This is a genomic window from Bosea sp. OAE506 (assembly GCF_040546595.1).
Classification (GTDB): Bacteria; Pseudomonadota; Alphaproteobacteria; order Rhizobiales; family Beijerinckiaceae; genus Allobosea.
Map to the genome: position 1 here is coordinate 4,692,289 of NZ_JBEPOB010000001.1, position 24,779 is coordinate 4,717,067.

Below are 24,779 nucleotides of genomic sequence, written 5' to 3' on the forward strand. Positions count from 1 at the left end.
CAATTAGTTTATATATAAACTATCGACGCCGCAGCGACAAGGCGGAGCGGGCGACAGACTGGAAACCCTCTATCCAAGCGCACGGTTCAATTTGCAACCGCGGCGGCTCGCGAAGCGCGGTGCCGGCGTGCTAGACAGGCGCGATGTCCCTCACCGCCGCGCCCGATCCTGCCGAGCTCGTCGCCTGGTATGCCGAAATGGGCATCACCGAGGCGCTGGACGAAGTCACGCATGACCATTTCGCCGCGCCTGTGGCCAGCGAACCGACACGGCCGCGACCGGTCCTGCCGCCGCGCGCGGGCCAGCCGGCTCTGGTCGCCGTGCGTCCCAACGCCGCCGCCGCGACCGCCCCCGACGACGCCGCCCTGAGCGCGCGCAGCCTGGCTCAGGAGGCCGCGACGCTGGAGGCGCTGAAGGAGGCGCTGGCCCGTTTCGAGGGCTGCGCGCTGAAGGCTACCGCCAAGAGCCTCGTCTTCGCCGACGGCAATTCGAACGGACGCGTCATGATCGTCGGCGAAGCGCCGGGCGCGGATGAAGACCGCATCGGCCTGCCTTTCGTCGGGCGCTCGGGGCAATTGCTCGACCGGATGCTCGCCGCCATCGGGCTTAGCCGCAAGGACGACGTCTACATCGCCAATCTGCTGCCCTGGCGGCCGCCCGGCAACCGCACGCCGACGCCGCAGGAGGTGGCGATCTGCCTGCCCTTCATCCAGCGCCAGATCCAGCTCGCCGACCCCGACATCCTGTTGTGCATCGGCGGGCCCTCCGCCCAGGGACTGCTCGGCCTCTCGGGCATCCTGGCCTCGCGCGGCAAATGGCAGGAATACGACACGGGCACGCGGCGCATCCCCGCGATGGCGACGCTGCACCCGGCCTATCTGCTGCGCCAGCCCTTGCAGAAGCGCCTCGCCTGGCGGGACATGCGGGCGCTGAAGGCGGCCTTGGACAAAGCGCCCTAGGGCGCGGGTGCAGATGGATCATGCGGGCGGGCGAAAACAGGCGTAGTCTTGGCGCAGTCGGCCCCCGGCGAATCCCGGATCGGCCGCGCTGACGGACGGAGAACGGCCATGGTGATCGACGCCTTCCTGCTCTCGCGCATCCAATTCGCCTTCACCGTCTCCTTCCACATCGTCTTTCCGGCCTTCACGATCGGGCTCTCGGCCTATATCGCGACGCTGCTGGGGCTCTGGCTCAAGACCGGCGACGTCAAGTTCCACACGCTTGCGCGGTTCTGGACCAAGATCTTCGCTGTCTCCTTCGCGATGGGCGTGGTCTCCGGCATCGTGCTCTCCTACCAGTTCGGCACGAACTGGAGCCGGTTCTCGCAGGTGGTCGGCAACGTCATCGGCCCGATCATCGGCTACGAGGTCCTGACCGCCTTCTTCCTCGAAGCCTCCTTCCTCGGCGTGATGCTGTTCGGCTGGAAGCGCGTGCCGCCCTGGTTGCATTTCATGTCCGCCTGCATCGTCGCCGGCGGCACGGCGCTGTCGGGATTCTGGATCCTCTCCGCCAACAGCTGGATGCAGTACCCGACCGGCCATGAGATGCGCGACGGCATCGCCTATCCGGTCGACTGGCTGCAGATCATCTTCAACCCGACCTTCCCGATGCGCTTCATGCACATGATGACGGCGGCCTATCTGACGACCGCCTTCGTCGTGCTGGCGACTGGCGCGCGCCATCTGCTCGTCGGACACCGCACCGAATCGGCGCGCACCATGGTGCGCATGGCGATCCTGATGATCGCGCTGACCGCGCCGCTACAGGCGGTGATCGGCCACCGGCATGGCGAGGACACCGCCAAGTACCAGCCGGCCAAGCTCGCCGCGATCGAGGCGCATTGGGATTCCTCCAAGCCCGCACCGCTGGTGCTGTTCGCCTGGCCGGACGAGGAGAAGGGCATCAACCGCTTCGAGATTTCCATCCCGGGCGTTGCCAGCCTGGTCACCCATGGCAGCATGGATGCGCTCTTCCCGAGCCTGAACGACTTCGCCGTGCACGACCGGCCGCCGGTCAAGATCCCCTTCTTCGGCTTCCGGATCATGGTCGGCATCGGCTTCTTCATGATCGCCTTCGGCTGGTTCGGCGCCTGGCTGTGGTGGAAGGGCCGTGTCTTCGAGGAGCGGCGCTGGCTCTGGGTGGCGCAATACACCTGGCCGCTCGGCTTCATGGCGATCCTGGCCGGCTGGTTCGTCACCGAGGTCGGGCGCCAGCCCTGGATCGCCACCGGCGTACTGCGTTCCAAGGACGCGATCTCGCCGGTCACGGCAGGGCAGGTCGCGATTTCACTGGCGCTCTTCGTCTGCGTCTACTGCGTCGTGTTCTCGGCCGGTGTGCTGCTGATCAACCGGCTGATCGACAAGGGGCCGGACGCGATCACGCTGCAGGACCCGCCCGAGCAGCCCTCGCAGCGGCCGCTCAAGGCGGCGCAGGCACCCGCTTCCGACCTATTCGGCGACGGGCGCCCCGGCGACGACCGCATCCAGCCGGCGAGCTGAGGAGAGACCCGCGATGGAATGGTATCTCCCCGTCATCTGGGCCGGCCTGATCGGCACCGCGGTGATGCTCTATGTCGTGCTCGACGGGTTCGACCTCGGCATCGCCATCCTGTTCCCGACCACGCGCGACGAGGGCGAGCGCGACCAGATGATGAACTCCGTCGCGCCGTTCTGGGACGGCAACGAGACCTGGCTGGTGCTGGGCGGCGGCGGGCTCTGGGTCGCCTTCCCCACCGCCTACGCCATCATCATGCCGGCCTTCTACCTGCCGGTGACGCTGATGCTGCTGGCGCTGATCTTCCGGGGCGTCGCCTTCGAATTCCGCTGGGTCGCCAAGCCCAAGCACAAGGTCTGGGACCTCGCCTTCTGGCTCGGCTCGACGGTGGCAGCCTTTTCACAGGGGCTGATCCTGGGCGGGATGATCCAGGGCATCACCGTGGTCGACCGGCAGTTCGCCGGCGGGCCCTTCGACTGGTTTACGCCGTTCACGCTGATGTGCGGGGCCGGCGTCGTCGTCGGCTATGCGCTGCTCGGCGCGACCTGGCTGATCTACAAGACCGAAGGCCGCGTGGCCGAGCGCGCCCGCTCGCAGGCGAAGGTCCTGCTGCTGGGATTGCTGGCGTTTGCTTTGATCGTCTCGCTGTGGACGCCCTATGCCCATCCGCGCATTGCGGAGCGCTGGTTCACCTGGCGCAACATGGCGCTGCTCTGGCCGTTCCCAGTGCTAACGGCGCTGTGCGGCTTCCTCGCCTGGCGGCGCCTGCATGGCCGGCACGAGTTCACGCCGTTTGCGCTGACGATTGCGATCTTCGTGCTCTGCTTCCTGGGGCTCGCGATCTCGAACTACCCCTATCTGGTGCCGCCGGACCTGACGATCTGGGACGTCGCGGCAGCGCCCTCCTCGCATATCTTCGTGCTGATCGGCGTGACCTTCCTGCTGCCGATGATCCTGTTCTACACCGCCTTCGTGTACTGGACCTTCCGCGGCAAGGTGAAGGCCGACAGCGGCTATCATTAGGTCCGGGAACCGCCGGGCGCCCCGGCGGTTCGATGGTGGCTTGAGTCCGGTGCGCTCTCCGTAGAGATTGCCGGCAGGCTTACGGGGACGACGCCATGCAGTGGGAAGACTACCGCCAGTCCGAGAATGTCGAGGACCGGCGCGGCAGCGGCGGCGGCGATTTCGCAGGGCTGCCCGGCGGCCGCGGGGGCCTGGGCATCGGCACCATGGTCGTGCTCGGGCTGGTCGGCTGGGCGCTCGGCATCGACCCGCGCCTGCTGATCGGCGGGGCCGAACTCATCGGCGGCATCGGCGGACGCCAGGCCCCGACGCAGGAATCGCGCCCGGCCTCGGGGCCACCCAAGGACGAGATGGGGCGCTTCGTTTCGGCCGTGCTGGCGCAGAACGAGGACGTCTGGACCAAGCTTCTGCCGCAGCAGGCCAACCGGCGCTACGAGCCGCCGCGGCTGGTGATCTTCGACCGTGTTTCGAGCTCGGCCTGCGGAACCGCCCAGTCGGCGATGGGGCCGTTCTATTGCCCGCCCGACAAGCGCGTCTATCTCGACCTCTCCTTCTTCCAGGAGATGCAGCGCAAGCTCGGCGGCGGTGGCGATTTCGCCTATGCCTATGTGATCGGCCACGAGGTCGGCCACCACATCCAGAACCTGCTGGGAATCCTGCCCAAGGCCAACCAGCTGCGCGAGCGCTCCTCGGAGCGCGAGGCCAATGCGATCTCGGTTCGCATCGAGCTTCAGGCCGATTGCTTTGCCGGCGTCTGGGCGCACAACATCCAGGCGATGGGGCGCATCGACCAGGGCGACATCGAGGAGGCCATGCGCACCGCCTCGGCCATCGGCGACGACATGCTGCAGAAGGCCTCGCGCGGGCAGGTGGTGCCGGATTCCTTCACGCACGGCTCCTCGGCCCAGCGCCAGCGCTGGTTCAGCACCGGCTTCCGCACCGGCTCGATGCAGGCCTGCGACACTTTCAAGCCCGCGCAGGTCTGACCGCCGAGCGTTGGCTCGCAGGTTTCGCTCAGGCGAAGCCGGCCTGCCTCCGCGCCGCTTTGCCGGCTGGACCGGTCAGCAGCGTCACCAGAGCCCGCGCCGGCTCCTCCCTCGGCGAGCCTGAAACCACCGCAGCGGTGTAGCGGGTCGACAGATCGAACCCCTTCGGCAGCACGGCGACGAGTTCGGCGCCCGGTGTCGCGACGATCTCCGTGACCTGGGTGCAGCCGATCGGCCGCGCCTCCGGCGCCTTGGCAAGCGCGGCCATGGCGGTCGCGCCATTCGGGGAAGTTCGCAGCCGGGCGGCGACGATGTCGGCGATGCCGAGCCGGTCGAGCACAGCGGCGAAATGGATGCCGGCGGTCGCGAGCTTCGGATCCGGGAAGTAGATCGCGTCGGCGGTTAGCAAGGCCTGCCGCAAGGCGGCCTCGTCACCCACCGACGGCGCAGCATCACCGCCGCGAACCGCCACGGCGGTTTCGACCGCTCCGATATCGGCAACCGTCTCGGGCAGCACCGTGCCCTCGCGCGCCAGCTCGGCGATGATGGCGGCCGTCAGGATCACGACATCCGGCCGCTCGCCCTCCGCCAGCTTCGCACGCATCGCGCCGACCGCGCCGAAGGTGCCGGTGACGCCATGACCGCTGGCGTCGCGGAACTGCGGCTCGAGGGCGCGCACTAGGGCGTGGGCGGCGCCGCCGCTGAGAATGCTGATGTCGGGCATAGGCTACTCCATCGCCGCAATGATGCGGTCGCGCGTGATCGGCATCTGGCGCACCCTGACGCCCAGCGCCGCATGGACGGCGTTGGCGAGGGCGGCCGCGGTCGGCCCCTGCGCACATTCGCCGGCGCCGAGCGGCGGAAGGTCGGGCCGGGGCACGATCTCGACCGTCACCTCCGGGACCTCGCTGAAGCGCAGGATCGGGTAGGTTTCCCAGGAGGTGCTGGTCACCGCCTCGCGGCTGAAGGCGACCTCCTCCTTCAGCGTCCAGCTGGTCGCCTGCACGGCCCCGCCTTCGATCTGGTTGGCGACGCCGTCGGGGTTGATCGCCTCGCCGACATCGACCGCGATCCAGAGCTGCGTCGCGCGGGGCTCGGCCGCGAGGTCGATCTCGGCCACGACTGCGCAATAGGCGCCGGTGTTCTTGTAGCGCGCGAAGGCAAGTCCGCGCCCCCTACCCTCCAGGACGGGTCCGCCCCCATCCGCCATCGCGGCGGCGCGTTCCAGCACGGTGCGCGCACGCGCGTCGCCGAGATGGCGCAGGCGGAAGGCGAGCGGGTCCTCCCCCTGCTCATAGGCGAGCTCGTCCATCATCGATTCGATGGCGAAGACATTGCCGAAGGCCCCGAGCGCGCGCATCGAGGACGTCCGCAGCGGCATGGTCAGCAGCCGGTTCTTGGCGATCCGCCAGGAGGGGAAGTCGTAGAGCGGCACGGCGTTGCGCTGGGCCCCGCCCCCGCCGGCCAGCGGCGGATCCTGAGAGATGTAGAGCGGGAACGGCTTTTCGAGATCGAAGCTCGCCAGCAGGGCCGGACTGCCGGCGCGACCCGGGCGCGCGACATAGCCGTTGCTCCAGATCTCGTGGCTCCAGCCGGCGATGCGGCCGTCCTTCCCTACCTCGGCGGCGATCTCGATCGCCATCGCGGCCCCGAAGGGCGAGCGCGCCAGTTCGTCGGCGCGCGACCAGCGCAGGCGCACCGGGCGGCCGGGAACGGCGCGCGCCAGCAACGCAGCGTCGAGCGCGGCATCGTCGGCGCCGTTATGGCCGTAGCAGCCGGCGCCCTCGGCATGGGTGACGATGATCGCGTCCTCCGGCAGGCCGAAGACCAGGGCGAGATCCGCCCGCAGATTGAAGATGCCCTGGCTGTGGGTGACGACGCGAAGGCCATCCTCCGCCCAGGTGGCGATCGCGCAGGAAGGGCCGATCGAGGCATGGGCGAGATAGGGCTTCAGGTAGCGGCGCACCAGCCGGCGGGTCGAAGGCGATGGCTCCGGCCCATCACGGAGATCGACGATGGACGCCTCCGCAGGCTCGCCTTGCAGCCAGGCGGAGAGGTCGTGCTGGTCCGGCAGCTCGAAACCACCGGTCCAGCGCGCCGCCGTGGCGAGGCTGACGAGGGCAGCCTCGGCCTGGACCTCGCTCTCGCAGACGAGGCCGAGGAAGCTGCCGTCCCGCACCCAAGCGACCAGCCCGTCGAGGCCGGCCAGCGCCGCCTCGTCCAGGCTTTCGAGCGTCGCGCCGGGGCGCGGCGCGCGCAGCACCCGGCCATGGAGCAGCCCGGCTTGGTCGAGATCGTGGATGAAGGGCCGGGTGCCGAAGACCTTGCCAGCGAGGTCGATGCGCGGAACCGGGCGGCCAGTCACGGTCCGGGCGCCAGGCGCTTTCGGCTGCACTGCCGGATCGGCGGGACAGGCGAGCGAGACCTGCCCGGCCAGCTCCCAATAGCTCGTGGCGAGATTGCCGGGACCGGTGATGGCGCCGTCCTCGACCGAGAGCGCTTCCTGCGGCACCGACAACAGTCGGGCGGCTTCCGCAAGAAAGAGCCCCCGGGTCTGCGCCGCTGCCAGCCGCACGGACAGGCCGCAATCGGAGACCGAGAGGCTACCCGAGGTGACGCCCTCATTGGGACTCGCCGCGGTATCGGCCGGCCGCAGGCGCACGCGCTCGACGGCGATGTCGAGTTCGTCGGCGCAGATCTGGGCGAGCGCGGTGAGGATGCCCTGGCCGATCTCGACCTTGCCGGGCGACAGCGTGACATGCCCCTCCGGCGAGACGGCCAGCCAGCGGTCGAGCCGCGGCGTTACCCGCAGCCCTGCGGGAAGGACGGTCGCGGCGCTCATGCGGCGCGGTCCCTCATCGCGGCGGCGGCCCGACGGACAGCGCGCAGGATGCGGTTATGCGCGCCGCAGCGGCAGAGATTGGGATCGAGCGCGGCCCGGATTGCGGCATCGTCGGGATCGGGCGTGAGCGCCAGCAGGGCCGCGGCGCTGACGACGATGCCGGAGATGCAGTAGCCGCATTGCGCCGCCTGTTCGGCGATCAGCGCCGTCTGGACGGGATGGGGCGCTCCGGGCGAGCCGAGCCCTTCGAGCGTCACGACCTCGCGGCCCGCGACCGACCAGAGCGGCGTGTTGCAGGAGGCAACGGCATGCCCGTCGACGAGGACGCGGCAGGAGCCGCAAAGCCCCTCGCCGCAGCCGAAGCGCGCCGCCTTGAGGCCGAGCTCGCCGCGCAGGACGTCAAGCAGCATCGTCTCGGACGCGGCGGCCAGCGTCCGGCCCGTGCCGTTGACGGTCAGGCGCGTGCCGGCCTCCATCGCCTCAGTTCACCTTGATGTTGGCGGTCTCGATGATCTTGGCCCATTTCGCGATGTCGGCCTTGATGAACTCGCCGAACTGGGCCGGGCTCATATCCATGCCGAGCGTGCCCTGCTTCGCCCATTCGGCCTTCACCTCTGGCCGAGCCTGAGCCTTGCGGATTTCGGCGTTGAGCAGATCGACCACCGCCTGCGGCGTGCCGGCCGGGGCCATGAAGCCGAGCCAGATCGTCGCTTCGTAATCCTTCAGCCCCGCCTCGGCGGCGGTGGGCACGTCCGGCAGCAGCGCCGAGCGGGTGGCGCCGGTCGTGGCGAGCGCCCTCACCTGTCCGGCCGCGATGCTCGGCGCCATGGTGGTGACGGAGTCGATCATCATCTGGACATGGCCGCCGATGACGTTGGTGCGCGCCTCGCCGCTGCCGCGATGGGGCACATGCACGATGTCGGTGCCGCTCAGCGCCTTGAAGCTCTCGCCGGCCAAATGATAGGGCGTGCCGACGCCCGAGGAGGCGTAGTTGAGCTGCTTCGGCTTGGCCTTGGCGAGTGCGATAAACTCCTGCAGCGTCTTCGCCTCGACCGAAGGATTGACCACGATCACCAGATCGGCCGCGTTGACCGGCGCGACCGGCACCAGATCCTTGGTGAGGTTGTAGCCCTTGCTCGGGATCAGCGTCTCATTGGCGGTGTGGGTGTTGGACATCATCAGCAGGGTGTAGCCATCGGGCGTGGCGCGCGCGGCTTCCGTCGTGCCGATGACAGCGCCGGCACCCGGCTTGTTCTCGATCGTGAAGGGCTGTTTCAGCGCCTCCTGCAGTTGCTGGCCGACGGCCCTGGCGTAGATGTCGGCCGGGCCGCCCGCGCCGAAGGGCACGATCACCCGGACGCCGCGGCTGGGATAGGACTGGGCCATAGCGGAGGTCGCGAGTGCGGCCGACGCCAGAGCGGCGAGACAGAGAAGCTTGATCCTGGACACCGTTTCCTCCTCCTGATGGGCCGCTTGGCGCGGCTTCCTTATGGGATTGTCGTGAACTGGCCCGGTCGGTCAGCCGACCGGGTTTTCGAGCGTGCCGATGCCGTCGATCTCGATGCGCACGACATCGCCGGCCGCGAGGAACTTCGGCGGGTTGAAGCCGATGCCGACGCCGACGGGCGTGCCGGTGGCGATGATGTCGCCGGGCTCCAGCGTGATGTAGGCCGAGATCGTGCTGATCAGCGTCGGGATGTCGAAGATCAGGTCCGACACCGTCGCGTCCTGACGCAGCTCGTCATTGACCCAGGTACGCAGGCGCAGCGTGCGCGGATCGGGCACCTCGTCGGCCGTCAGCACGGCCGGGCCCATCGGGCAGAAGCCGTCGATGCCCTTGCCCAGCACCCATTGGCGGTGCTTGTGCTGGAGCTGGCGCGAGGTGACGTCGTTGACGATCGTGTAGCCGAAGACATGGCCGAGCGCGTCGGCGGCCGCGATTCCACGCCCGCCCTTGCCGATCACGACGGCGAGTTCGCCCTCGTAGTCGACGGACTTCGTCGGATCGAGATGGCCGGGAATCGTCTCGCCCGGCCCGATCACCGCCGAGGGCGGCTTGGTGAAGACCACCGGCGCTTGCGGCACGACATCCTTGGTGCTGGCATCGAAGCCGCTCTGGGCGAACTCCTTGGCGTGCTCGTGATAGTTCTTGCCGACGCAGAAGACATTGCGCGCCGGCCGCGGAAAGGGCGCGCGCAGCGTCACCTCGGCGAGCGGCAGGGTCGGCGCCGCCTCGGCCAGGCCGGTCAGCCGGGCCGCAGCATCCGCCCCCAGCGCGCAGCAGGCCGCCATGGTGGCCGGCGCGCCCTCGAGCCCGGAGAGGTCGGCGATGCGATCACCGAGGATGATCCCGAGGCGGCCCTGTGCGGCCTGGTCCTGGCCTTGCGTGAAGATGGCGAGTTTCATGAAGACGGCCCGATGCTGGCGCCCAGGTGGCGCGGATGTCCTACGGCTAGAGCAGCCCCCCTCAAGCTGTCAACCAATCAGGACGAAATCTCGCCAATCCGACGCATTGGTCAACCAATAATGGAGGCTTACCGCCCCAGAAGATTGCTGCGCACCCTGTCGAGATGGCCGAGCAGCGCCTGTTCGGCAGCCTGCGCATCGCGCGCCTTGAGGGCCACGACGATGGCGTGGTGCTCGCGGCGATAATGGTCGCGACGCTCGGCGCTAAGGCTGCGGCGCTTCAGTTCGCCCCAGGCGGTCAGATCGCGCGCCCGGGTGATCATCGCATAGAGCTCGATGACGAGGCGGTTATGCGTGGATTTCGCGATCGCCTCGTGAAGCGCGGCGTCCCAATGCTCGAAGGTCTCGAAGTTCTCGGCCGCATCGCCCTGGCGGATGCATTCGTCGAACAGGGCGAAATCGTCCTGATTCGCGTTGATCGCGGCAAGCGGCGCCAGGCGCGGCTCGACCAGAAGGCGCGCCTCCATGATCTCGGCCGGGCTGGCCGCCGGGGGCTGAGGATCGGCTGCGGCCGTCTCGGCAACCGGCTCTCGCACATAGGTGCCGCTGCCGACGACGCGCTTCACGATCCCCCCGCTCTCCAGCACCGCCAGCGCGTCGCGCACCGCCGAACGCGGCACGCCGAGTTCCTCCGACAGGGCGCGCTCGGTCGGCAGCCGCGAATGGGTGGGGTAGACACCGGAGCGGATGCCGCCCGCGATGTATTCCCGGACCGTCAGGGCGTGGCGCGTCGTCGTGCTCATCTCGGCATCGCTGCTGGTTCCTCCGCAGCGATTGGTCTACCAATCCCGCGGGCGAGCGCAATCCTTTTCGCGGACGCCGCCCGGCCGGAACCCGGTGGCGGGCCTTCGGTTGAGATGACGTCAGGATCCTCGGGAGATCGGTGCCATGAGACTGTCGGGCGGCTGCAAATGCGGGAGCGTCCGGTACGAGGTCAGCGGCGAGCCGATCCGCACCGGGCTTTGCCACTGCGAGACCTGCCGGAAGGATTCCGGCTCCGCCTTCTCCTACTTCGGCATCTGGCCGCGCATGACGGTGACGCTGTCGGGCGAGCTGGGCAGCTGGCGCAGCCGTGCCGGGGAGGACCGCTTCTGCCCGCAATGCGGTTCCTCGCTGTTCTGCTTCGACGAGGGGTCCGACGAGATCGAGATCAAGCTCGGCACACTGGACGGCGGGCCGAGCACGATCACGCCCGGCTACGAGCTCTGGACCATCCGCCGAGAGCACTGGTTGGCGCCGCTCGAGACGGCCGAGCAGCACGACCGGGATCGCCCCAAGCGATCGTGAGCCGGCCGACCGCACGAGGCCTCTTGTCAGAATCAGGGCTCCGTCCTCTAGGATGCGGCGCGGCTTCGGAGGTCGGGCGATGCGTGTTGTGTTCGGGGTGATGATGCTGTGCCTGGTCTCGGGTCAGCCCGCGCACGCCATCGAGATCTCTCAGAACGGATCGACCGCGACATTGAGCGGCCCCATCCGCGACGGTGACCAGTTTCGCCTGCGCGAATTTCTGGCCACGCCTGAGGGGCGACAGGTCAAGATGTTGCGGCTGACGAGTCCGGGAGGACGCGTCTTCCCGGCACGCGAAATGGCCCGTGACATTCGCAGCGCAGGCCTGGTGACGATCGTCGATGCGTCGCGTGACTCCTGCAACAGCGCCTGTACCGGGCTGTTCGCTGCCGGTGTCCGCCGGCTCTACCTGAACGCGGGCTTCGAGGATGGAGCGGCGATCAAGACGGGCCTGGGCTTCCACGAAGGCAATGCCCCGCAGCAATCCGGCGGACGGGGCTATTCCGGGCCGGCGACCGCAGACATGAACAACATCTACTACGAAATGGGCGTGCCCGGCGCCACGTCGCTGATCACCAAGGCGACGTTCAACCGGATGTACAAGATTTCCGGCCAGACCGCGCTGTCGCTGGGGATTGCGACCTCGCTCTCGGCGCGATGATCGCAGCCCGGCCGGCCGCCGCCGATCTGCTTGCCTGGTACGACCGCCACCGCCGCGCCCTGCCCTGGCGCGCCGGGCCAGGCGAGAGCGCCGATCCCTACCGGGTCTGGGCCTCCGAAATCATGCTGCAGCAGACGACGGTCACGGCGGTCAAACCCTATTTCGAGCGCTTCATGGCGCGCTTTCCCACTGTAAAGGCGCTGGCGGAGGCGCCGTCCGAGGCCGTGATGCAGGCCTGGGCCGGGCTTGGCTATTATTCCCGCGCCCGCAACCTGCACGCCTGCGCCATCGCCGTCGTCGCCAAACATGGCGGGCGTTTTCCCGATAGCGAGGAAGGCCTGCGCGCCCTGCCCGGCATCGGCGCCTATACGGCCGGCGCCGTGGCGGCGATCGCCTTCAACCAGCCGGCTGCGGCCGTGGACGGCAATGTCGAGCGGGTGATGACGCGCCTCTTCGCGATCGAGGATCTCCTGCCGGGCGCCCGCCCGCTGGTGCGCGAGCGTGTGCTGGAGATGATGCCGCAGGACAGACCCGGCGATTTCGCGCAAGGCTTGATGGATCTCGGCGCGACCATCTGCACGCCGCGCAATCCGGCCTGTGGCCTGTGCCCCTGGCGCGAGCCCTGCCGGGCGCAGGCCGAGGGCACGCAGGAGAGTTTCCCGCGCAAGGCGGCGAAGAAGGCCGGCGCGATCCGCAAAGGCGCGGCCTTCGTGCTGCTGCGCGAGGACGGCGCCCTGCTGCTGCGCACCCGCCCGCCCAAGGGCCTGCTCGGCGGCATGGCCGAGGTGCCGACCAGCGAGTGGAGCGCCGATTACGAACTGGACGGCGCCTGGCAGGATGCGCCGGTGGTGACGCGCTGGGAGCAGCTTGCGCCGCCGGTGCGGCATGTCTTCACGCATTTCCCGCTGGAGCTGACGGTGTTCACGGCGAGCGCGCCGGCCAGGACACAGGCTCCGGCAGGGATGCGCTTCACGCCGCTGGCGGCGCTGGGCGAGGAGCCGCTGTCCGGGGTGATGGTGAAGGTGTTGGAGGCGGCGGGGGTTAAACGCAGCCCACAGGGCTGACCCGGACTCAGGCCGCCGCCATCTGAGCGCGGATCTCGCCGCGCAGAGTGTCGAGCAGCATCAGGGCGCCGTCGCGCTCGACATGCCAGAAGGTCCAGCCGTTGCAGCTCGGGAGACCCTGCGCCAGCGCGCCGATCTTGTGGATCGAGCCCACGGCGGGGTCCAGCAGCAGCGTGCCGTCGGCACGGATGACGGCCTTGTGGCGGCGCTTCTCGTCGGTGACGGTCTCGCCGGCTTTGACCAGTCCGGCCTCGACCAGCGACAGGAACGGCACGCGCGGCTCGCTGCGCTTGGAGGGCGCGGTGGCAAAAGCCTCCGGCGGCAGCGGCTTGATCGCGGCGATGCGCTGGCGCGCGGCCTCGGCATAGCCGGGATCGCGCTCGCAGCCGATGAAGCGGCGGCCGAGCGCCTTGGCGACGGCCCCGGTTGTGCCGGTGCCGAAGAAGGGATCGAGAATCACGTCGCCTGGGTTGCTGGCCGAGAGCATGACGCGGGCGAGCAGGGCTTCGGGCTTCTGCGTCGGATGGACCTTGGCGCCGCCTTCGTCCTTCAGCCGTTCCTCGCCGGTGCAGAGCGGCAGATACCAGTCCGAGCGCATCTGCAGGTCGTCATTGCCGCCCTTCAGAGCCTCGTAGTGGAAGGTGTATTTGGAGGCCTCGCCACGGGCCGCCCAGATCAGCGTCTCATGCGCGTTGGTGAAGCGCCGGCCGCGGAAATTCGGCATTGGGTTGGCCTTGCGCCAGACGATGTCGTTCAGCACCCAGAAGCCGAGATCCTGCAGGATCGAGCCGACGCGGAAGATATTGTGGTAGCTGCCGATGACCCAGAGCGCGCCGTCGGGCTTCAGCACGCGGCGGCATTCGGTCAGCCAAGCACGGGTGAAGGCGTCGTATTCGGCGAAGGAGGAGAACTTGTCCCAGTCGTCATCGACGGCATCGACGAGGCTGTCATCGGGCCGGCGCAGATCGCCCCCGAGCTGGAGATTATAGGGAGGATCGGCGAAGACGAGATCGACGCTGGCTGGCGGCAACGCCTCGAGCGCAGCCACGCAGTCACCGAGCAGAATCTGGTCGAGCGGTAGTTCGATCGGCAGGCTGGCCGGCTTGATCCGGGGGGCCTTGATCGGTGACTGCAGCGCGGGCCGTCCGGTACGCGAAACTTGAATCCGGACGGCGGCGCTGGTGGTCCCGGTACGCAAAATACCCATGACGCCCCAAGACCGTTACGCAACTTGAACAGTCGCGATATTGGCCAGTCAGGGTAAAAGCCGAGTTTCCGCGCTGAAAAAAATGCGTCTCATTCTGGGGCTGCAGTTTTTGCCCAGCCCCTTGGCGGATATGGGGAATTGCTAAGGGGAGGTTAAGGCGGGAGGGTGCGCGCAGCGTCATGCTAGGGCTCGACCCGAGCATCTCCTGCAGGGGGTTCTCGGGTCTGCGCTGCGCTTCGCCCGAGAATGACGGCTGCATGCCTAACGCCGCCAGACGCCCTTCACCGGCGCGAAGGAATAGCGGTGTTCGGGGCACGGGCCGTGGGCCTGCAGGGCGGCGCGGTGATGGGGCGTGCCGTAGCCGGCGTGGAGCGAGAAGCCATAGGCCGGATAGCGTGCGCAGAGCCGCGCCATCATCGCGTCGCGGGTGACCTTGGCGACGATCGAGGCCGCGGCGATCGAGGCGATCTGCGCATCGCCGCCGATGACGGATTCGCAAACGCATGCCAGCGCCGGCGGATCGTTGCCGTCGACGAGGACGGCTGACGGCGCGACCGCCAGTGCGGCCACGGCGCGCCGCATCGCCAGCAGCGTCGCCTGGCGAATGTTGATGGCGTCGATCTCGACGGCTGTGGCGCTGGCGACGCCGATGGCGAGCGCCGATTGCGCGATCAGCGCGAACAGTTCCTCACGCCGCGCCGGAGTCAGGTTCTTCGAATCGTCGAGCCCCTCCGGCACCGTCTGTGGATCAAGGATGACCGCCGCCGCCACCACGGGCCCGGCCAGCGGCCCGCGTCCAACCTCGTCGACCCCGGCCAGCGGCCAGAGTCCGTTCGAGATGGCGTGCGTCTCGCGGTGGAAATGGGCGGTCATGGGCGCGGCTTATGGCGGATTCGCAGGGAAATCCAGAGCGGCGATCCCTTCTCAGCCCTCATCCTGAGAAGCGGGCACAAGCCCGCGTATCGAAGGATGTTTCAACTGGTTCCGGCGCCTCCTGGAACATCCTTCGAGACGCAGCCTGAAGGCTGGTCCTAAGATGAGGGATCGCAAAAAAGACGGTGCCCCTAAAACAGGCTCAGCTGGGCCTTCTCCCGCTCCGGCTTGAGAAAGAGGTCGCTGCGAAGCCGTAGGCGCGCACCGTTGAAGCCCAGCCGTTCCGCCGCCATCTCGAAGCGCCGACCGATCATCCAGGCATAGGGGCCGGAGCCGACCTGGCGCTGGCCCCAGGCTGCATCGTAATCCTTGCCGCCGCGCGTCGAGCGGATCAGCGAGACGACATGGCGCAGCTTGTCGGGGTGATGGGTCAGGAGCCAGTCCTGCACGAGGTCCTTCACCTCCAGTGGCAGGCGCAGCAGCACATAGCCGGCCTCGCGCGCACCGGCCGCCTTGGCCGCATCGAGAATGCGCTCGATCTCGTGCTCATTGATTGCCGGGATGATCGGCGCGACCAGAACGGTCACCGGGATGCCCGCGTCGGACAGCGCCTTCACCGTCTCCAGCCGCTTGGCCGGTGAGGCGGCGCGCGGCTCCATGCCGCGCGCGACCTTGGGGTCGAGCGTGGTGATCGAAATCGCGACCTTGGCCAGCCCCTTCGCCGCCATCGGCGCGAGGATGTCGATGTCGCGCTGGACCAGCGCGGACTTCGTGACGATGCCGACCGGATGGTTGAACTTGGCGAGCACCTCGAGGATCTGGCGCATGATGCGCAGCTTCTTCTCGATCGGCTGGTAGGCGTCGGTGTTGGTGCCGATCGCGATGGTACGCGGCTGGTAGGAGGGTGCCGACAGCTCCTTCTCCAGCAGCAGCGCAGCGTCGGGCTTGGCGGTCAGCCGGCTCTCGAAGTCGAGACCGGGCGACAGGCCGAGATAGGCATGGCTCGGCCGCGCGAAGCAGTACACGCAGCCATGCTCGCAGCCGCGATAGGGGTTGATCGAGCGGTCGAAGGAAATGTCGGGGGAATCGTTCTTCGTAATGATGGTCCGCGGCTTCTCGACCGCGACCTCGGTCCTGAACGGGGCGAGATCGCCGAGCGAGCCCCAGCCGTCATCCTCGCTGAGGCGCTGCTCGGCCTCGAAACGGCCGCCGGGGTTGATCGTCGCGCCTCTGCCGCGGCGGCGCTCCGGATCGATGCGGTGGCCGGCATAGGCGACCGGATCGACCGGCGCCACGCGCGCCGAGACCGACATCGGCGTCGCACCGGTCTGCTTCAGCGGTTGGGCCGAAATCGGCCTCGACGAGGGCCTGCTCTGGAGCATGGCGCTGAACTTCCCTGAAAATCGCCGGGAATCGGCGATTTCTGCGTCGTTTAATGTGAACATAAAGAGAACGGATTGCAAGCGACAGGATTGCGACATGCTGCGCTGCGACATAAGGAGGCGCATGCTCACAGCGGTCATACGCAGCACCGGCTCGACCGAGGCTCTCGCGGCCACCTTCTCCGTCCTGATCCCGGCGGTGGCCGACGGATTCCTCGGTCATGCCGTGGTTCTCGACGCCGCGGGCGACGCCACGATCGAGCGTCTCGCGGATGCGACGGGGGCGAGCTATCTGCGGGCCGGGGCAAGCGACAGCTGGCCGGCGGGAGCCGCTCAGGCGCGGGGCGACTGGCTCTTCCTGCTCGAGGAAGGCGACATTCCGCAGGCGCACTGGCCGCAGGCGGTCGAGCGCCATTTGCTGATGTCGCCGGAGAGGCCCGCGCTGATCCCACTCAAGGGTCTTGCCCAGTCGCTGCGCGAGCGTGCCGGGATCTCCTTCGGGCCGCACCGGTTGCGCGCCGGCCTCGTCCTGCCCAAGGGCCATGCGCTTGCGGGCCGTCTCGGGGCTTCGCCGCAGCGCCTCGCGGTGGGCCGCGAGCGGGCAGCGGGATAGCGTGCGGCCGGCTTGCGCCGGCGACCGCGCCGCCGCACACTCGCTTATGGCCGTCAAACCCCTCGCAGATCTGATCGACGACCTGCTCGCGCCCGCTCTGGCCGCGCAGGGTTTCGCCGGGCGGGCGATCGTCGCGCTGTGGCCGGAGATCGTCGGCGAGCGACTGGCTGCCCGCACGCGCCCGCTCAAGATCGACTGGCCGCGCCGGCGCCCGGCACCCGGCGAGATGTCGGAACCCGCGACGATGGTTGTGCGGGTCGAGAGCGCCTTCGCGCTGGAGATGCAGCAGCTCGGGCCGATCGTGATCGAGCGGGTCAACACCCATCTCGGCTGGCGCGCCGTCGGCAAGCTCGTACTGAAACAGGGACCGGTCGAGGCGCCTGTCGTGGCGGCCGCGCCGCCTGCGGCCGATCCCGCTCTGCTGGCGCGGATGGAACGGCAGGTCGCCGGCGTCGAGGGCGAGGCGCTGCGCGCCTGTCTCGCGCGGCTGGGCGCGCATGTTTCGCAGCGCGCGGCCCGCCATCGTGCCGACACAGCTTCGTGAGGCGCCGCGCGCGGCGGCGGTGACGATCTTGCCACAATCATCCGCGCGTCTATAGGACCGACAACCGGGCCTTGGCCCCTGACACGCGCATTCCAGGAACCACAACGATGACGAACAGGCGACAGCTTCTGACGGCCACGGCCGGTCTCGCGGCGGCCGCGGTGCTCGGCGCGCCGACGGCGCAGGCCCAGGCCGATCTCGCGACGCCCGGCCCGCTCGGCGATGTCTGGCTCGGCCCGGCGGACGCCAAGGTCACGATCATCGAATACGCCTCGCTGACCTGCGGCCATTGCGCGACCTTCCACAAGGACACGTGGCCGGCGCTGAAGGCGAAGTACATCGACACCGGCAAGGTGCGCTTCACGCTGCGCGAATTCCCGCTCGATCCGCTGGCGACGGCGGGCTTCATGCTGGCGCGCTGCAACGGCAACGACAAATATGTCGCGATGACCGACCTGCTCTTCGCCCAGCAGAAGGTCTGGGCCTTCACCGACAAGCCGGTCGATGCGCTGTCGACCATGGTCAAGCAGGCCGGTTTCACACAGGATTCCTTCGAAGCCTGCTTGAAAAGGCAGGATATCTATGACGCCGTCACGGTCGTGAAGGATCGTGGGGCCAAGGCCGGGGTGGATTCGACGCCGACCTTCTTCATCAACGGGCAGAAGCGTTCAGGTGCGCTCTCGATCGCCGAATTCGACAAGATCATCGAGCCGCTGCTGGCGGGCTGAGGACGGCTGGCCATCGACGATCCGCGCGGTCATTCCGGACCAGCGGCGCAGCCGCGCCGATCCGGGATCCCTGCCTCAACCGTTCCGGAATGGATCCCGGGTCGATCTTCGATCGCCCGGGACGACGCCGGAGGGTAACAAAGACCGGGCGCGCCGATGCAGCTGACGCGCCTCAGGCTCACCGGCTTTAAGACCTTCGTCGAGCCGACGGAGTTCCTGATCGAGCCCGGCCTGACTGGCATCGTCGGCCCCAATGGCTGCGGCAAATCCAACCTCGTCGAAGCCCTGCGCTGGGTGATGGGCGAAAGCTCGTTCAAGAACATGCGCGGCTCGGGGATGGACGACGTCATCTTCGCGGGCTCAAACGAGCGCCCCGGCCGGAACATGGCCGAGGTGGCGCTGACGCTGGATAACAACGACCGCAAGGCCCCCTCCGCCTTCAACGAGACCGACGTTCTCGAAGTCACCCGCCGGATCGAGCGCGAGGAGGGCTCGACCTATCGCGTCAACGGCAAGGAGGTGCGCGCTCGCGACGTGCAGCTGCTCTTTGCCGATGCCGCGACGGGTGCCCGCTCGCCTGCCCTCGTCCGGCAGGGCCAGATTTCAGAGATCATCTCCGCCAAACCGCAATCGCGCCGGCGCATCCTTGAGGACGCCGCCGGCATCGCCGGGCTGCATGGCCGTCGCCATGAGGCCGAGCTGCGGCTGCGCGGCGCCGAGGAGAATCTCACCCGGCTGGAGGATGTGCTGGGCGAGATCGACGGGCAGATCGAGGCGCTGCAGCGGCAGGCCCGCCAGGCCTCGCGCTATCGCAGCCTCGCCGCTGATATCCGACGGGCGGAGGCAACGCTGGCGCTGCTCGCGCACCATCAGGCGCGGGCGCAGGAGGCGGAGGCCGGGCGGGCGCTGGAGGAGGCGGTCCGCATCGTGGCGGAGCGCACCGGGATCCAGGCCGAGGCTGCGAAGCGACAGGCGGTCGCGGCCCATGAGCTGCCCGCCCTGCGCGAAAACGAGGCTGCCGCAGCAGCCGGGCTGGTGAGGCTGAAACGCGGCCTCGACGAGCTGGAGGCCGAGAACCGGCGGGCCCGGCAGCGGGCAGAGGAGCTCGAGCGGCGGCTGGCGGAACTCAATGGCGATCTCGGCCGACAGGAGAGCGTGGCGCGCGATGCCGCCGAGAGCCTGGCGCGCCTGTCGCAGGAAGAGGCCGGGCTGCTGAGCGACGGCGAGGGTGCTGCGGATGGCGCCGAGGCGGCCACGGCCGTGCTCACCGAGGCAGAGGCCGCGCTGGCTCAGGCGGAAGCCGCCCATGCGACGGCCCAGGGTGCGCTGTCCGAGCTGGCGGCCCGGCGCGGCGCGCTGGAGCGGGCGCTGCGCGAGACGAAGGAGCGCGAGGCCCGCGCCCTTCAGGAGCGCGAGCGGCTGCTCCGCGACCAGGCCGCACTTGATGCCGGCAGCGCCGCCCTGCCACTGGAGCCGCTGCAGGCGGCCGTCGGCGCCGCCGATGACGGCCTGCGCATGGCAGACGCCGCCGCCGCCGAGGCCCGGACCGCGCTGGCCACGGCGCGCGAGCGCGAAGCCCAGCTGCGCGCGCCGCTAGCCGAGGCCGACCGCCTTGCCCAGCGGCTCGACACCGAGATTCGGACACTGCGCAAGTTGCTGGCCCCGACGAGCGCGGAGCGCTGGCCGGCCATCCTCGATTCGGTGACGGTGGCCAAGGGTTACGAGATCGCGCTCGGTGCCGCGCTGGGCGACGATCTCGATGCTGCGACCGACCCCGCCGCGCCGAACCACTGGCTCGATACCGGCGGTGGCGAGGACGATTCGGCCCTCCCGGCAGGGTCTGAGCCGCTGGCAGCGCATGTCACCGGGCCGGCGGCGCTGCGCCGGCGCCTCGCGCAGATCGGCGTCGTGGCGCGCGGCGACGGGCCGCGCCTGCGCACGCTGTTGAAGCCTGGCCAGCGGCTGGTCTCGCGCGAGGGCGATCTCTGGCGCTGGGACGGGCTGACCGGCGCGGCCGAGGCGCCCTCCCCGGCCGCGCGCCGCCTCGCCGAGAGGAACCGTCTCTGCGACCTCGAAACAGAGGCGGAGGCGGCGCAAAAGGTCGCGGCGGCGTCCCGGCAGGCACTGGATGCTGCGGCGCGAGAGGCCAAGAACGCGATACAGGCGGAAGCGGCGACGCTCGAGGCGGCCCGCCTGGCCCGCCGCGCGCTCGATCAGGCGCGCGAGACGCTCGCGGCCGCCGAACGCAAGGCCGGCGAGGTCGCGGCCCGCCGCTCGGCGCTGAGCGAGGCGATCGACAGGCTCGGCCGCGGCATCGCGGAGACGGCCGCCGAGGCGGCGCGGCAACGGGAGGCCGTGGCCGCCCTGCCCGCCACGGCCGCGCTGGAGGCCGCGCTGCTCGAAGCCCGCGTCGCACTGGGCGAGCGGCGGATCGCCGCGTCCGATGCGCGGGCACGGGTGCAGACGCTGCGGCGCGAGGCGGAATTGCGCGCCCAGCGCCGTCAGGCGATTGCGGCCGACATGCAGGCCTGGCGCGAGCGCGCTGCGCGCAGCGGACAGACGGCCGAGGAGACGCGCCGGCGCATCGAGACCGTCTCGACCGAGCGGGCGGCACTGCTGGAAGCCCCCGACACCTTCCTCAGCGAGCGGCGGCGTCTGCTGGCCGAGATCGAAAGCGCGGAGGCGCAGCGCCGCGCCGCGGCCGACGCGCTGGCGCTCGGCGAAGCGGCGCTGGCAGAGGCGGACCGGCAGGCGCGAGCGGCGCTGGAAGGCCTCTCCGCAGCGCGCGAAACGCGGGCGGCGGCCGAGGCGCGACGCGAGGCAGCGCGGCAGCGCGTCGCCGATGTCGCGCGCCAGATCGAGGAGGGGCTGGAGACGAGCCTCGACCGGCTCGGCAGCCTCGCCGGGCTGAAGCCGGGCGATGAGCCGCCAGAGCAGGCGGAGGTCGAGCGGCGCCTCGCCGCCCTCAAGGCCGAGCGCGAGCGGCTCGGCGCAGTCAATCTGCGGGCCGAGGACGAACTGGCCGAGGTCAAGGGCAAGCGCGAGGGGCTGACCGCGGAGCGCGACGATCTCAGCGAGGCCGTGCGCCGGCTGCGCCAGGCGATCGGCGCGCTCAACCGGGAAGGCCGCGAGCGCCTGCTCGCCGCCTTCGAGATCGTCAACGGCCAGTTCCAGCGGCTCTTCGCGGTGCTGTTCGGGGGCGGGACGGCCGAGCTCAAGCTGGTCGACGCGGAGGACCCGCTTGACGCCGGACTCGAGATCTTCGCCCGCCCGCCCGGCAAGAAGACGCAGGTCATGACCCTGCTCTCAGGCGGCGAGCAGGCCCTGACGGCGACCGCGCTGATCTTCGCGGTGTTCCTGACCAACCCCTCGCCGATCTGCGTGCTCGACGAGGTCGACGCGCCGCTCGACGACGCCAATGTCGAGCGCTACTGCGACCTGCTCGACGAGATGGCGCGCGACACGCGCACCCGCTTCATCCTGATCACCCACAATCCGATCACCATGGCGCGGATGGACCGGCTCTTCGGTGTGACGATGGCCGAGCGTGGCGTCAGCCAGATGGTCTCGGTCGACCTCGCCACGGCCGAGCGCATCCGCGAGGCTGTCTGAGCGCTGAAAAAAGGCCACAATCGCCTTCGCAATGCGGCAAGAATGCCGCTTTTCTCCGAATTTACTGATTTTCCAATGCCTTAGCGGGCATCGACCCGCCTTGACAGCATCCGGGGCGGGCAATAAAGGAGGCCGTGCTGACGACGGCTCGATGCGCGGGGCGCGGACAGGGATCGTGTGGCTTTTTGCAGGATCGTGGCCATTTCACGATCATGGAGGAGCTGCTGCCATGACCGAACCCGACAAAAACGCCTCAGACTCGGAGTTGCGCGCAAGACTGGGGTCCCTGAAGACCGCCCTCGGGCGGGCCGAAGGAGCCGAAAAGCCGGGCGCGAGCCCGGCCGGAGAGGACGGCGCCATGGCTGGCGCGATGTCCTCCGGATTGCGCGCCGCGACGGATCTCGCAGGTGGCATCATCGCAGGCGCCCTGATCGGGATGCTGGCAGACCGGTGGCTGGGAACCTCTCCGTTCCTGCTGATCATCTTCCTGGTGATCGGAGCCATGGCTGGTTTGCGCTCCGTCTATCGGCTCGGTTCGCGTCCGACCTCCGGGTCCAAGGGCGGCGGGACGAAAGACTGACCGAGGCTGGCGGCCGGAAGGCCGCACGACAAGGGGCTGAAACGACATGGCGGCTGGCGGCGGAATCGATCCGATCCACCAATTCGAGATCAAGCCGATCATCGGCTTGCGGCCGTTCGGCCTCGACCTGTCCTTCACCAATGCCTCGCTGCTGATGGTCGCCATCGTCGCAGTGATCTCGGTGATCATGATCTATGGCTCGAGCCAGCGTTCGGTCGTTCCAGGCCGGCTGCAGTCGCTCGCCGAGATGATCTACGAATTCGTCGCCTCCACCGTCACGGGCGTGATGGGCAAGGAAGGCATGACGTTCTTCCCGCTCGTCTTCTCGCTGTTCATGTTCGTGCTCTGCGCCAACATGCTCGGCATGATCCCGGGCTCCTTCACCGTGACCAGCCACATCATCGTCACGGCCGCCTTCGCCTTCCTGGTGATCGGCACCGTGCTGGTCTACGGCATCGCCAAGCATGGCAGCCATTTCTTCGGCCTGTTCGTGCCGTCAGGCGTGCCGGGCTGGCTGCTGCCCTTCATGGTCCTGATCGAGGCCGTCTCCTTCGTCTCGCGGCCGATCTCGCTGTCGCTGCGCCTGTTCGGCAACATGCTCGCCGGCCACATCGCGCTGAAGGTCTTCGGCGGCTTCGTCGTCGCCCTCCTGGCCGCCGGCGGCGCCGCAACCATTATCGCCCCGCTGCCGCTGCTGCTGGCCGTCGCGCTGACCGCTCTCGAATTCCTCGTCGCCTTCCTGCAGGCCTATGTCTTCGCGATCCTGACCTGCGTCTATCTCAACGACGCTCTGCATCCCGGCCACTGAGCCGGGCAGAGTTCGCGAGACCATCCCACCCGCCATCACCTTTTCACACTGGAGAAAGACCATGGATCCCGTTGCAGCCAAGTACATCGGCGCTGGCCTCGCCTCGCTCGGCATGGGCCTCGCCGCCATCGGCGTCGGCACCATCTTCGGCAACTTCCTCTCGGGCGCGCTGCGCAACCCCTCGGCGGCCGACGGCCAGTTCCCGCGCGCCTTCATCGGCGCGGCGCTCGCCGAAGGTCTGGGCATTTTTGCCTTCGTCGTGGCGCTCGTCCTGCTCTTCGTGGTCTGACGCGCTTTCGACCACCCGCCTTCCCGTCGCGCCCGATCGCCCCTGTGCGGGCTCGGGCGCGACTTTTCGATTTCCTTCGCTGAAAGGCAGCCCATGCCGGTTCGATCTTCACGGTCCGTCAGGCAAGGTTGGGCCGGCTTCGTCGGCTCCGTGCTGACCGCCACGCTGGTGGCCGGGGCAGCCCAGGCCGCGACACCGCCCCTGAGCGGCGAAAAGGCCGCCTTCCCTCCCTTCGACGTCGCGACCTTCGCGGGTCAGCTGTTCTGGCTCGCCATCACCTTCGGCGCGCTCTACTGGCTGATGTCGACCATCGCCCTGCCCCGCGTCGGCGCGATTCTCGAGGAGCGTGCGAGCACCATCGCCCGCGATCTCGACAATGCTTCCAAGATGCAGGCCAAGGCCGAGGAAACGGCGCTTGCCTATGAGGCGGCCCTGACCGAAGCGCGCAAGAACGCCCAGGGCATCGCCCAGGCTTCGCGCGAAGCAGGTGCCAAGGCTTCCGAAGAGCGCCGCCATGCCGTCGAGGCCGATCTCGCGGCCAAGCTGGCGCAGGCGGAAGAGACCATCGCGGCCAGCAAGGCCTCGGCCATGAGCGCTGTGCGCGGCCTCGGCAGCGACGTTGCCGTGGCGATCGTCACCAAGCTGACCGGCAAGGCCCCGAGCGCCACCGAGGCGTCCGAGGCGGTCGATCAGGTTCTGGCGCGCGGCTGAGGAGAAGACAGATGGATACTCTCTGGGTCGGCGTCGCCTTCGTCATCTTCATCGCCATCCTCGCCTATTTCGGCGTGCCGAAGGCGATCGTCTCGGCGCTCGATTCGCGCGGCGAGAAGGTCGCCCAGGAGCTCGCCGAGGCGCGCCGCCTGCGCGTTGAGGCCGAGAAGCTGCTCGCCGAGTACGAGGCAAAGCGCAAGGCTGCCGAATCGGAGGCCGCGAGCATCGTCGCCGCCGCCAATGAGGAGGCCAAGCGTCTCGCCACCGAGGCCGAAGCCAAGCTGAACGACTTCGTCACCCGCCGCACCAAGTCGGCGGAGGAGAAGATCGCTCTCGCCGAGAGCCAGGCCGAGGCCGAGGTTCGCGCCGCGGCTGCGGAGGCTGCGACCAAGGCCGCCGAGCTGATCATCCGCTCGCAGGTGGGCGGCAGCACGGGCGACGCGCTGTTCGCCGCCGGGCTGGGCGAGGTCAAGGCCAAGCTCAACTGATACCGGGGCGGCTGAAAGGCCGCCCGCCTTATCAGGTTCGATTTCATGGAAACGCCGCGGCCCCCGGGCTGCGGCGTTTCTCTTTGGGGCTTGGATGGACCGTGGGGATTCTCGCCCCAACC

The 24,779-nt window shown here is 69.1% G+C and carries 25 protein-coding genes; 16 read left to right on the top strand and 9 right to left on the bottom strand.

What is annotated here, in order from left to right; genetic code table 11:
• Positions 1–143 precede the first annotated feature (143 nt).
• The 4 genes from ABIE41_RS22785 to ypfJ all read left to right on the top strand — a co-directional run bounded on the left by ABIE41_RS22785 (position 144) and on the right by ypfJ (position 4,502).
• Positions 144–959, top strand: a complete 816-nt coding sequence (locus tag ABIE41_RS22785; protein WP_192642485.1) for a uracil-DNA glycosylase — start codon at positions 144–146, stop codon at positions 957–959.
• A gap of 108 nt (positions 960–1,067) precedes the next feature.
• Positions 1,068–2,498 carry a cytochrome ubiquinol oxidase subunit I gene (locus tag ABIE41_RS22790; protein ID WP_192642486.1) on the top strand — a complete coding sequence of 477 codons (1,431 nt, stop codon included), beginning with the start codon at positions 1,068–1,070 and terminating at the stop codon, positions 2,496–2,498.
• 13 nt (positions 2,499–2,511) lie between these two features.
• Entirely contained in the window at positions 2,512–3,516 is a 1,005-nt protein-coding gene (gene cydB / locus ABIE41_RS22795) for a cytochrome d ubiquinol oxidase subunit II (RefSeq protein ID WP_192642487.1), read from the top strand.
• A gap of 95 nt (positions 3,517–3,611) precedes the next feature.
• Positions 3,612–4,502 carry a KPN_02809 family neutral zinc metallopeptidase gene (gene ypfJ / locus ABIE41_RS22800; RefSeq protein ID WP_192642488.1) on the top strand — a complete coding sequence of 297 codons (891 nt, stop codon included), beginning with the start codon at positions 3,612–3,614 and terminating at the stop codon, positions 4,500–4,502.
• A 28-nt stretch (positions 4,503–4,530) separates the two neighbouring features.
• Here the strand turns inward: ypfJ and ABIE41_RS22805 are convergent, their stop codons facing one another.
• From ABIE41_RS22805 to ABIE41_RS22830, 6 genes are all read right to left on the bottom strand, one after another.
• Entirely contained in the window at positions 4,531–5,226 is a 696-nt protein-coding gene (locus ABIE41_RS22805; protein WP_192642489.1) for a molybdate ABC transporter substrate-binding protein, read from the bottom strand.
• A 3-nt stretch (positions 5,227–5,229) separates the two neighbouring features.
• On the bottom strand, positions 5,230–7,344 hold the full coding sequence (locus ABIE41_RS22810) for a molybdopterin cofactor-binding domain-containing protein (RefSeq protein WP_192642490.1): 2,115 nt from the start codon (positions 7,342–7,344) through the stop codon (positions 5,230–5,232).
• Positions 7,341–7,820: a (2Fe-2S)-binding protein gene (locus tag ABIE41_RS22815; protein WP_192642491.1), complete on the bottom strand. Its 480-nt coding sequence runs from the start codon at positions 7,818–7,820 to the stop codon at positions 7,341–7,343. The genes ABIE41_RS22810 and ABIE41_RS22815 overlap by 4 nt, the downstream gene beginning before the upstream one ends.
• Before the next feature lie 4 nt (positions 7,821–7,824).
• A complete protein-coding gene (locus ABIE41_RS22820) occupies positions 7,825–8,793 on the bottom strand; it encodes a Bug family tripartite tricarboxylate transporter substrate binding protein (protein WP_465247102.1) in 969 nt (322 codons plus the stop codon).
• Between the two features lie 69 nt (positions 8,794–8,862).
• Positions 8,863–9,750, bottom strand: coding sequence for a fumarylacetoacetate hydrolase family protein (locus ABIE41_RS22825; protein ID WP_192642492.1), 888 nt, complete (start codon positions 9,748–9,750; stop codon positions 8,863–8,865).
• Between the two features lie 128 nt (positions 9,751–9,878).
• Positions 9,879–10,553, bottom strand: a complete 675-nt coding sequence (locus ABIE41_RS22830) for a FadR/GntR family transcriptional regulator (protein ID WP_192642493.1) — start codon at positions 10,551–10,553, stop codon at positions 9,879–9,881.
• A gap of 145 nt (positions 10,554–10,698) precedes the next feature.
• Here ABIE41_RS22830 and ABIE41_RS22835 point away from each other — a divergent pair, with 145 nt between their 5' ends.
• The 3 genes from ABIE41_RS22835 to mutY all read left to right on the top strand — a co-directional run bounded on the left by ABIE41_RS22835 (position 10,699) and on the right by mutY (position 12,822).
• Positions 10,699–11,097, top strand: a complete 399-nt coding sequence (locus ABIE41_RS22835) for a GFA family protein (RefSeq protein ID WP_192642494.1) — start codon at positions 10,699–10,701, stop codon at positions 11,095–11,097.
• A 79-nt stretch (positions 11,098–11,176) separates the two neighbouring features.
• Positions 11,177–11,758, top strand: coding sequence for a hypothetical protein (locus ABIE41_RS22840; protein WP_192642495.1), 582 nt, complete (start codon positions 11,177–11,179; stop codon positions 11,756–11,758).
• A complete protein-coding gene (gene mutY / locus ABIE41_RS22845; protein WP_192642496.1) occupies positions 11,755–12,822 on the top strand; it encodes an A/G-specific adenine glycosylase in 1,068 nt (355 codons plus the stop codon). The genes ABIE41_RS22840 and mutY overlap by 4 nt, the downstream gene beginning before the upstream one ends.
• A gap of 7 nt (positions 12,823–12,829) precedes the next feature.
• Here mutY and ABIE41_RS22850 read toward each other — a convergent pair whose 3' ends face one another.
• The 3 genes from ABIE41_RS22850 to ABIE41_RS22860 form a co-directional block, all read right to left on the bottom strand.
• A complete protein-coding gene (locus tag ABIE41_RS22850) occupies positions 12,830–14,029 on the bottom strand; it encodes a site-specific DNA-methyltransferase (RefSeq protein WP_210320849.1) in 1,200 nt (399 codons plus the stop codon).
• 261 nt (positions 14,030–14,290) lie between these two features.
• Positions 14,291–14,902 (bottom strand): ribonuclease HII, encoded by a 612-nt coding sequence (locus tag ABIE41_RS22855; RefSeq protein ID WP_192642497.1) that lies wholly within the window; start codon positions 14,900–14,902, stop codon positions 14,291–14,293.
• A gap of 191 nt (positions 14,903–15,093) precedes the next feature.
• Positions 15,094–16,215, bottom strand: a complete 1,122-nt coding sequence (locus ABIE41_RS22860) for a PA0069 family radical SAM protein (RefSeq protein WP_192642925.1) — start codon at positions 16,213–16,215, stop codon at positions 15,094–15,096.
• A gap of 193 nt (positions 16,216–16,408) precedes the next feature.
• Between ABIE41_RS22860 and ABIE41_RS22865 the strand changes: the two genes are divergently transcribed.
• The 9 genes from ABIE41_RS22865 to ABIE41_RS22905 all read left to right on the top strand — a co-directional run bounded on the left by ABIE41_RS22865 (position 16,409) and on the right by ABIE41_RS22905 (position 24,657).
• On the top strand, positions 16,409–16,897 hold the full coding sequence (locus tag ABIE41_RS22865) for a hypothetical protein (protein WP_192642498.1): 489 nt from the start codon (positions 16,409–16,411) through the stop codon (positions 16,895–16,897).
• A gap of 46 nt (positions 16,898–16,943) precedes the next feature.
• Entirely contained in the window at positions 16,944–17,441 is a 498-nt protein-coding gene (locus tag ABIE41_RS22870) for a DUF721 domain-containing protein (protein WP_192642499.1), read from the top strand.
• 107 nt (positions 17,442–17,548) lie between these two features.
• Entirely contained in the window at positions 17,549–18,169 is a 621-nt protein-coding gene (locus ABIE41_RS22875) for a DsbA family protein (RefSeq protein WP_192642500.1), read from the top strand.
• Positions 18,170–18,325: 156 nt separating this feature from the next.
• Positions 18,326–21,781 (top strand): chromosome segregation SMC family protein, encoded by a 3,456-nt coding sequence (locus ABIE41_RS22880; RefSeq protein WP_192642501.1) that lies wholly within the window; start codon positions 18,326–18,328, stop codon positions 21,779–21,781.
• Between the two features lie 229 nt (positions 21,782–22,010).
• Entirely contained in the window at positions 22,011–22,361 is a 351-nt protein-coding gene (locus tag ABIE41_RS22885; protein WP_192642502.1) for an AtpZ/AtpI family protein, read from the top strand.
• 46 nt (positions 22,362–22,407) lie between these two features.
• Entirely contained in the window at positions 22,408–23,169 is a 762-nt protein-coding gene (locus ABIE41_RS22890; protein ID WP_192642503.1) for a F0F1 ATP synthase subunit A, read from the top strand.
• A gap of 61 nt (positions 23,170–23,230) precedes the next feature.
• A complete protein-coding gene (locus tag ABIE41_RS22895; RefSeq protein ID WP_043231023.1) occupies positions 23,231–23,458 on the top strand; it encodes a F0F1 ATP synthase subunit C in 228 nt (75 codons plus the stop codon).
• Positions 23,459–23,608: 150 nt separating this feature from the next.
• The gene (locus tag ABIE41_RS22900) at positions 23,609–24,169 is read left to right on the top strand and encodes a F0F1 ATP synthase subunit B family protein (RefSeq protein WP_354193201.1); all 561 of its coding nucleotides are present in this window, start codon (positions 23,609–23,611) and stop codon (positions 24,167–24,169) included.
• A gap of 11 nt (positions 24,170–24,180) precedes the next feature.
• A complete protein-coding gene (locus ABIE41_RS22905) occupies positions 24,181–24,657 on the top strand; it encodes a F0F1 ATP synthase subunit B family protein (RefSeq protein WP_192642505.1) in 477 nt (158 codons plus the stop codon).
• Positions 24,658–24,779: the final 122 nt, after the last annotated feature.

Excerpts from the sequence above, each read along its gene's own strand:
- ABIE41_RS22785 (WP_192642485.1), top strand. The coding sequence starts at position 144 with ATGTCCCTCACCGCCGCGCCCGATCCTGCCGAGCTCGTCGCCTGGTAT.
- ABIE41_RS22790 (WP_192642486.1), top strand. The coding sequence starts at position 1,068 with ATGGTGATCGACGCCTTCCTGCTCTCGCGCATCCAATTCGCCTTCACC.
- cydB (WP_192642487.1), top strand. The coding sequence starts at position 2,512 with ATGGAATGGTATCTCCCCGTCATCTGGGCCGGCCTGATCGGCACCGCG.
- ypfJ (WP_192642488.1), top strand. The coding sequence starts at position 3,612 with ATGCAGTGGGAAGACTACCGCCAGTCCGAGAATGTCGAGGACCGGCGC.
- ABIE41_RS22805 (WP_192642489.1), bottom strand. The coding sequence starts at position 5,226 with ATGCCCGACATCAGCATTCTCAGCGGCGGCGCCGCCCACGCCCTAGTG.
- ABIE41_RS22810 (WP_192642490.1), bottom strand. The coding sequence starts at position 7,344 with ATGAGCGCCGCGACCGTCCTTCCCGCAGGGCTGCGGGTAACGCCGCGG.
- ABIE41_RS22815 (WP_192642491.1), bottom strand. The coding sequence starts at position 7,820 with ATGGAGGCCGGCACGCGCCTGACCGTCAACGGCACGGGCCGGACGCTG.
- ABIE41_RS22825 (WP_192642492.1), bottom strand. The coding sequence starts at position 9,750 with ATGAAACTCGCCATCTTCACGCAAGGCCAGGACCAGGCCGCACAGGGC.
- ABIE41_RS22830 (WP_192642493.1), bottom strand. The coding sequence starts at position 10,553 with ATGAGCACGACGACGCGCCACGCCCTGACGGTCCGGGAATACATCGCG.
- ABIE41_RS22835 (WP_192642494.1), top strand. The coding sequence starts at position 10,699 with ATGAGACTGTCGGGCGGCTGCAAATGCGGGAGCGTCCGGTACGAGGTC.
- ABIE41_RS22840 (WP_192642495.1), top strand. The coding sequence starts at position 11,177 with ATGCGTGTTGTGTTCGGGGTGATGATGCTGTGCCTGGTCTCGGGTCAG.
- mutY (WP_192642496.1), top strand. The coding sequence starts at position 11,755 with ATGATCGCAGCCCGGCCGGCCGCCGCCGATCTGCTTGCCTGGTACGAC.
- ABIE41_RS22850 (WP_210320849.1), bottom strand. The coding sequence starts at position 14,029 with ATGGGTATTTTGCGTACCGGGACCACCAGCGCCGCCGTCCGGATTCAA.
- ABIE41_RS22855 (WP_192642497.1), bottom strand. The coding sequence starts at position 14,902 with ATGACCGCCCATTTCCACCGCGAGACGCACGCCATCTCGAACGGACTC.
- ABIE41_RS22860 (WP_192642925.1), bottom strand. The coding sequence starts at position 16,215 with ATGTCGGTCTCGGCGCGCGTGGCGCCGGTCGATCCGGTCGCCTATGCC.
- ABIE41_RS22865 (WP_192642498.1), top strand. The coding sequence starts at position 16,409 with ATGCTCACAGCGGTCATACGCAGCACCGGCTCGACCGAGGCTCTCGCG.
- ABIE41_RS22870 (WP_192642499.1), top strand. The coding sequence starts at position 16,944 with ATGGCCGTCAAACCCCTCGCAGATCTGATCGACGACCTGCTCGCGCCC.
- ABIE41_RS22875 (WP_192642500.1), top strand. The coding sequence starts at position 17,549 with ATGACGAACAGGCGACAGCTTCTGACGGCCACGGCCGGTCTCGCGGCG.
- ABIE41_RS22880 (WP_192642501.1), top strand. The coding sequence starts at position 18,326 with ATGCAGCTGACGCGCCTCAGGCTCACCGGCTTTAAGACCTTCGTCGAG.
- ABIE41_RS22885 (WP_192642502.1), top strand. The coding sequence starts at position 22,011 with ATGACCGAACCCGACAAAAACGCCTCAGACTCGGAGTTGCGCGCAAGA.
- ABIE41_RS22890 (WP_192642503.1), top strand. The coding sequence starts at position 22,408 with ATGGCGGCTGGCGGCGGAATCGATCCGATCCACCAATTCGAGATCAAG.
- ABIE41_RS22895 (WP_043231023.1), top strand. The coding sequence starts at position 23,231 with ATGGATCCCGTTGCAGCCAAGTACATCGGCGCTGGCCTCGCCTCGCTC.
- ABIE41_RS22905 (WP_192642505.1), top strand. The coding sequence starts at position 24,181 with ATGGATACTCTCTGGGTCGGCGTCGCCTTCGTCATCTTCATCGCCATC.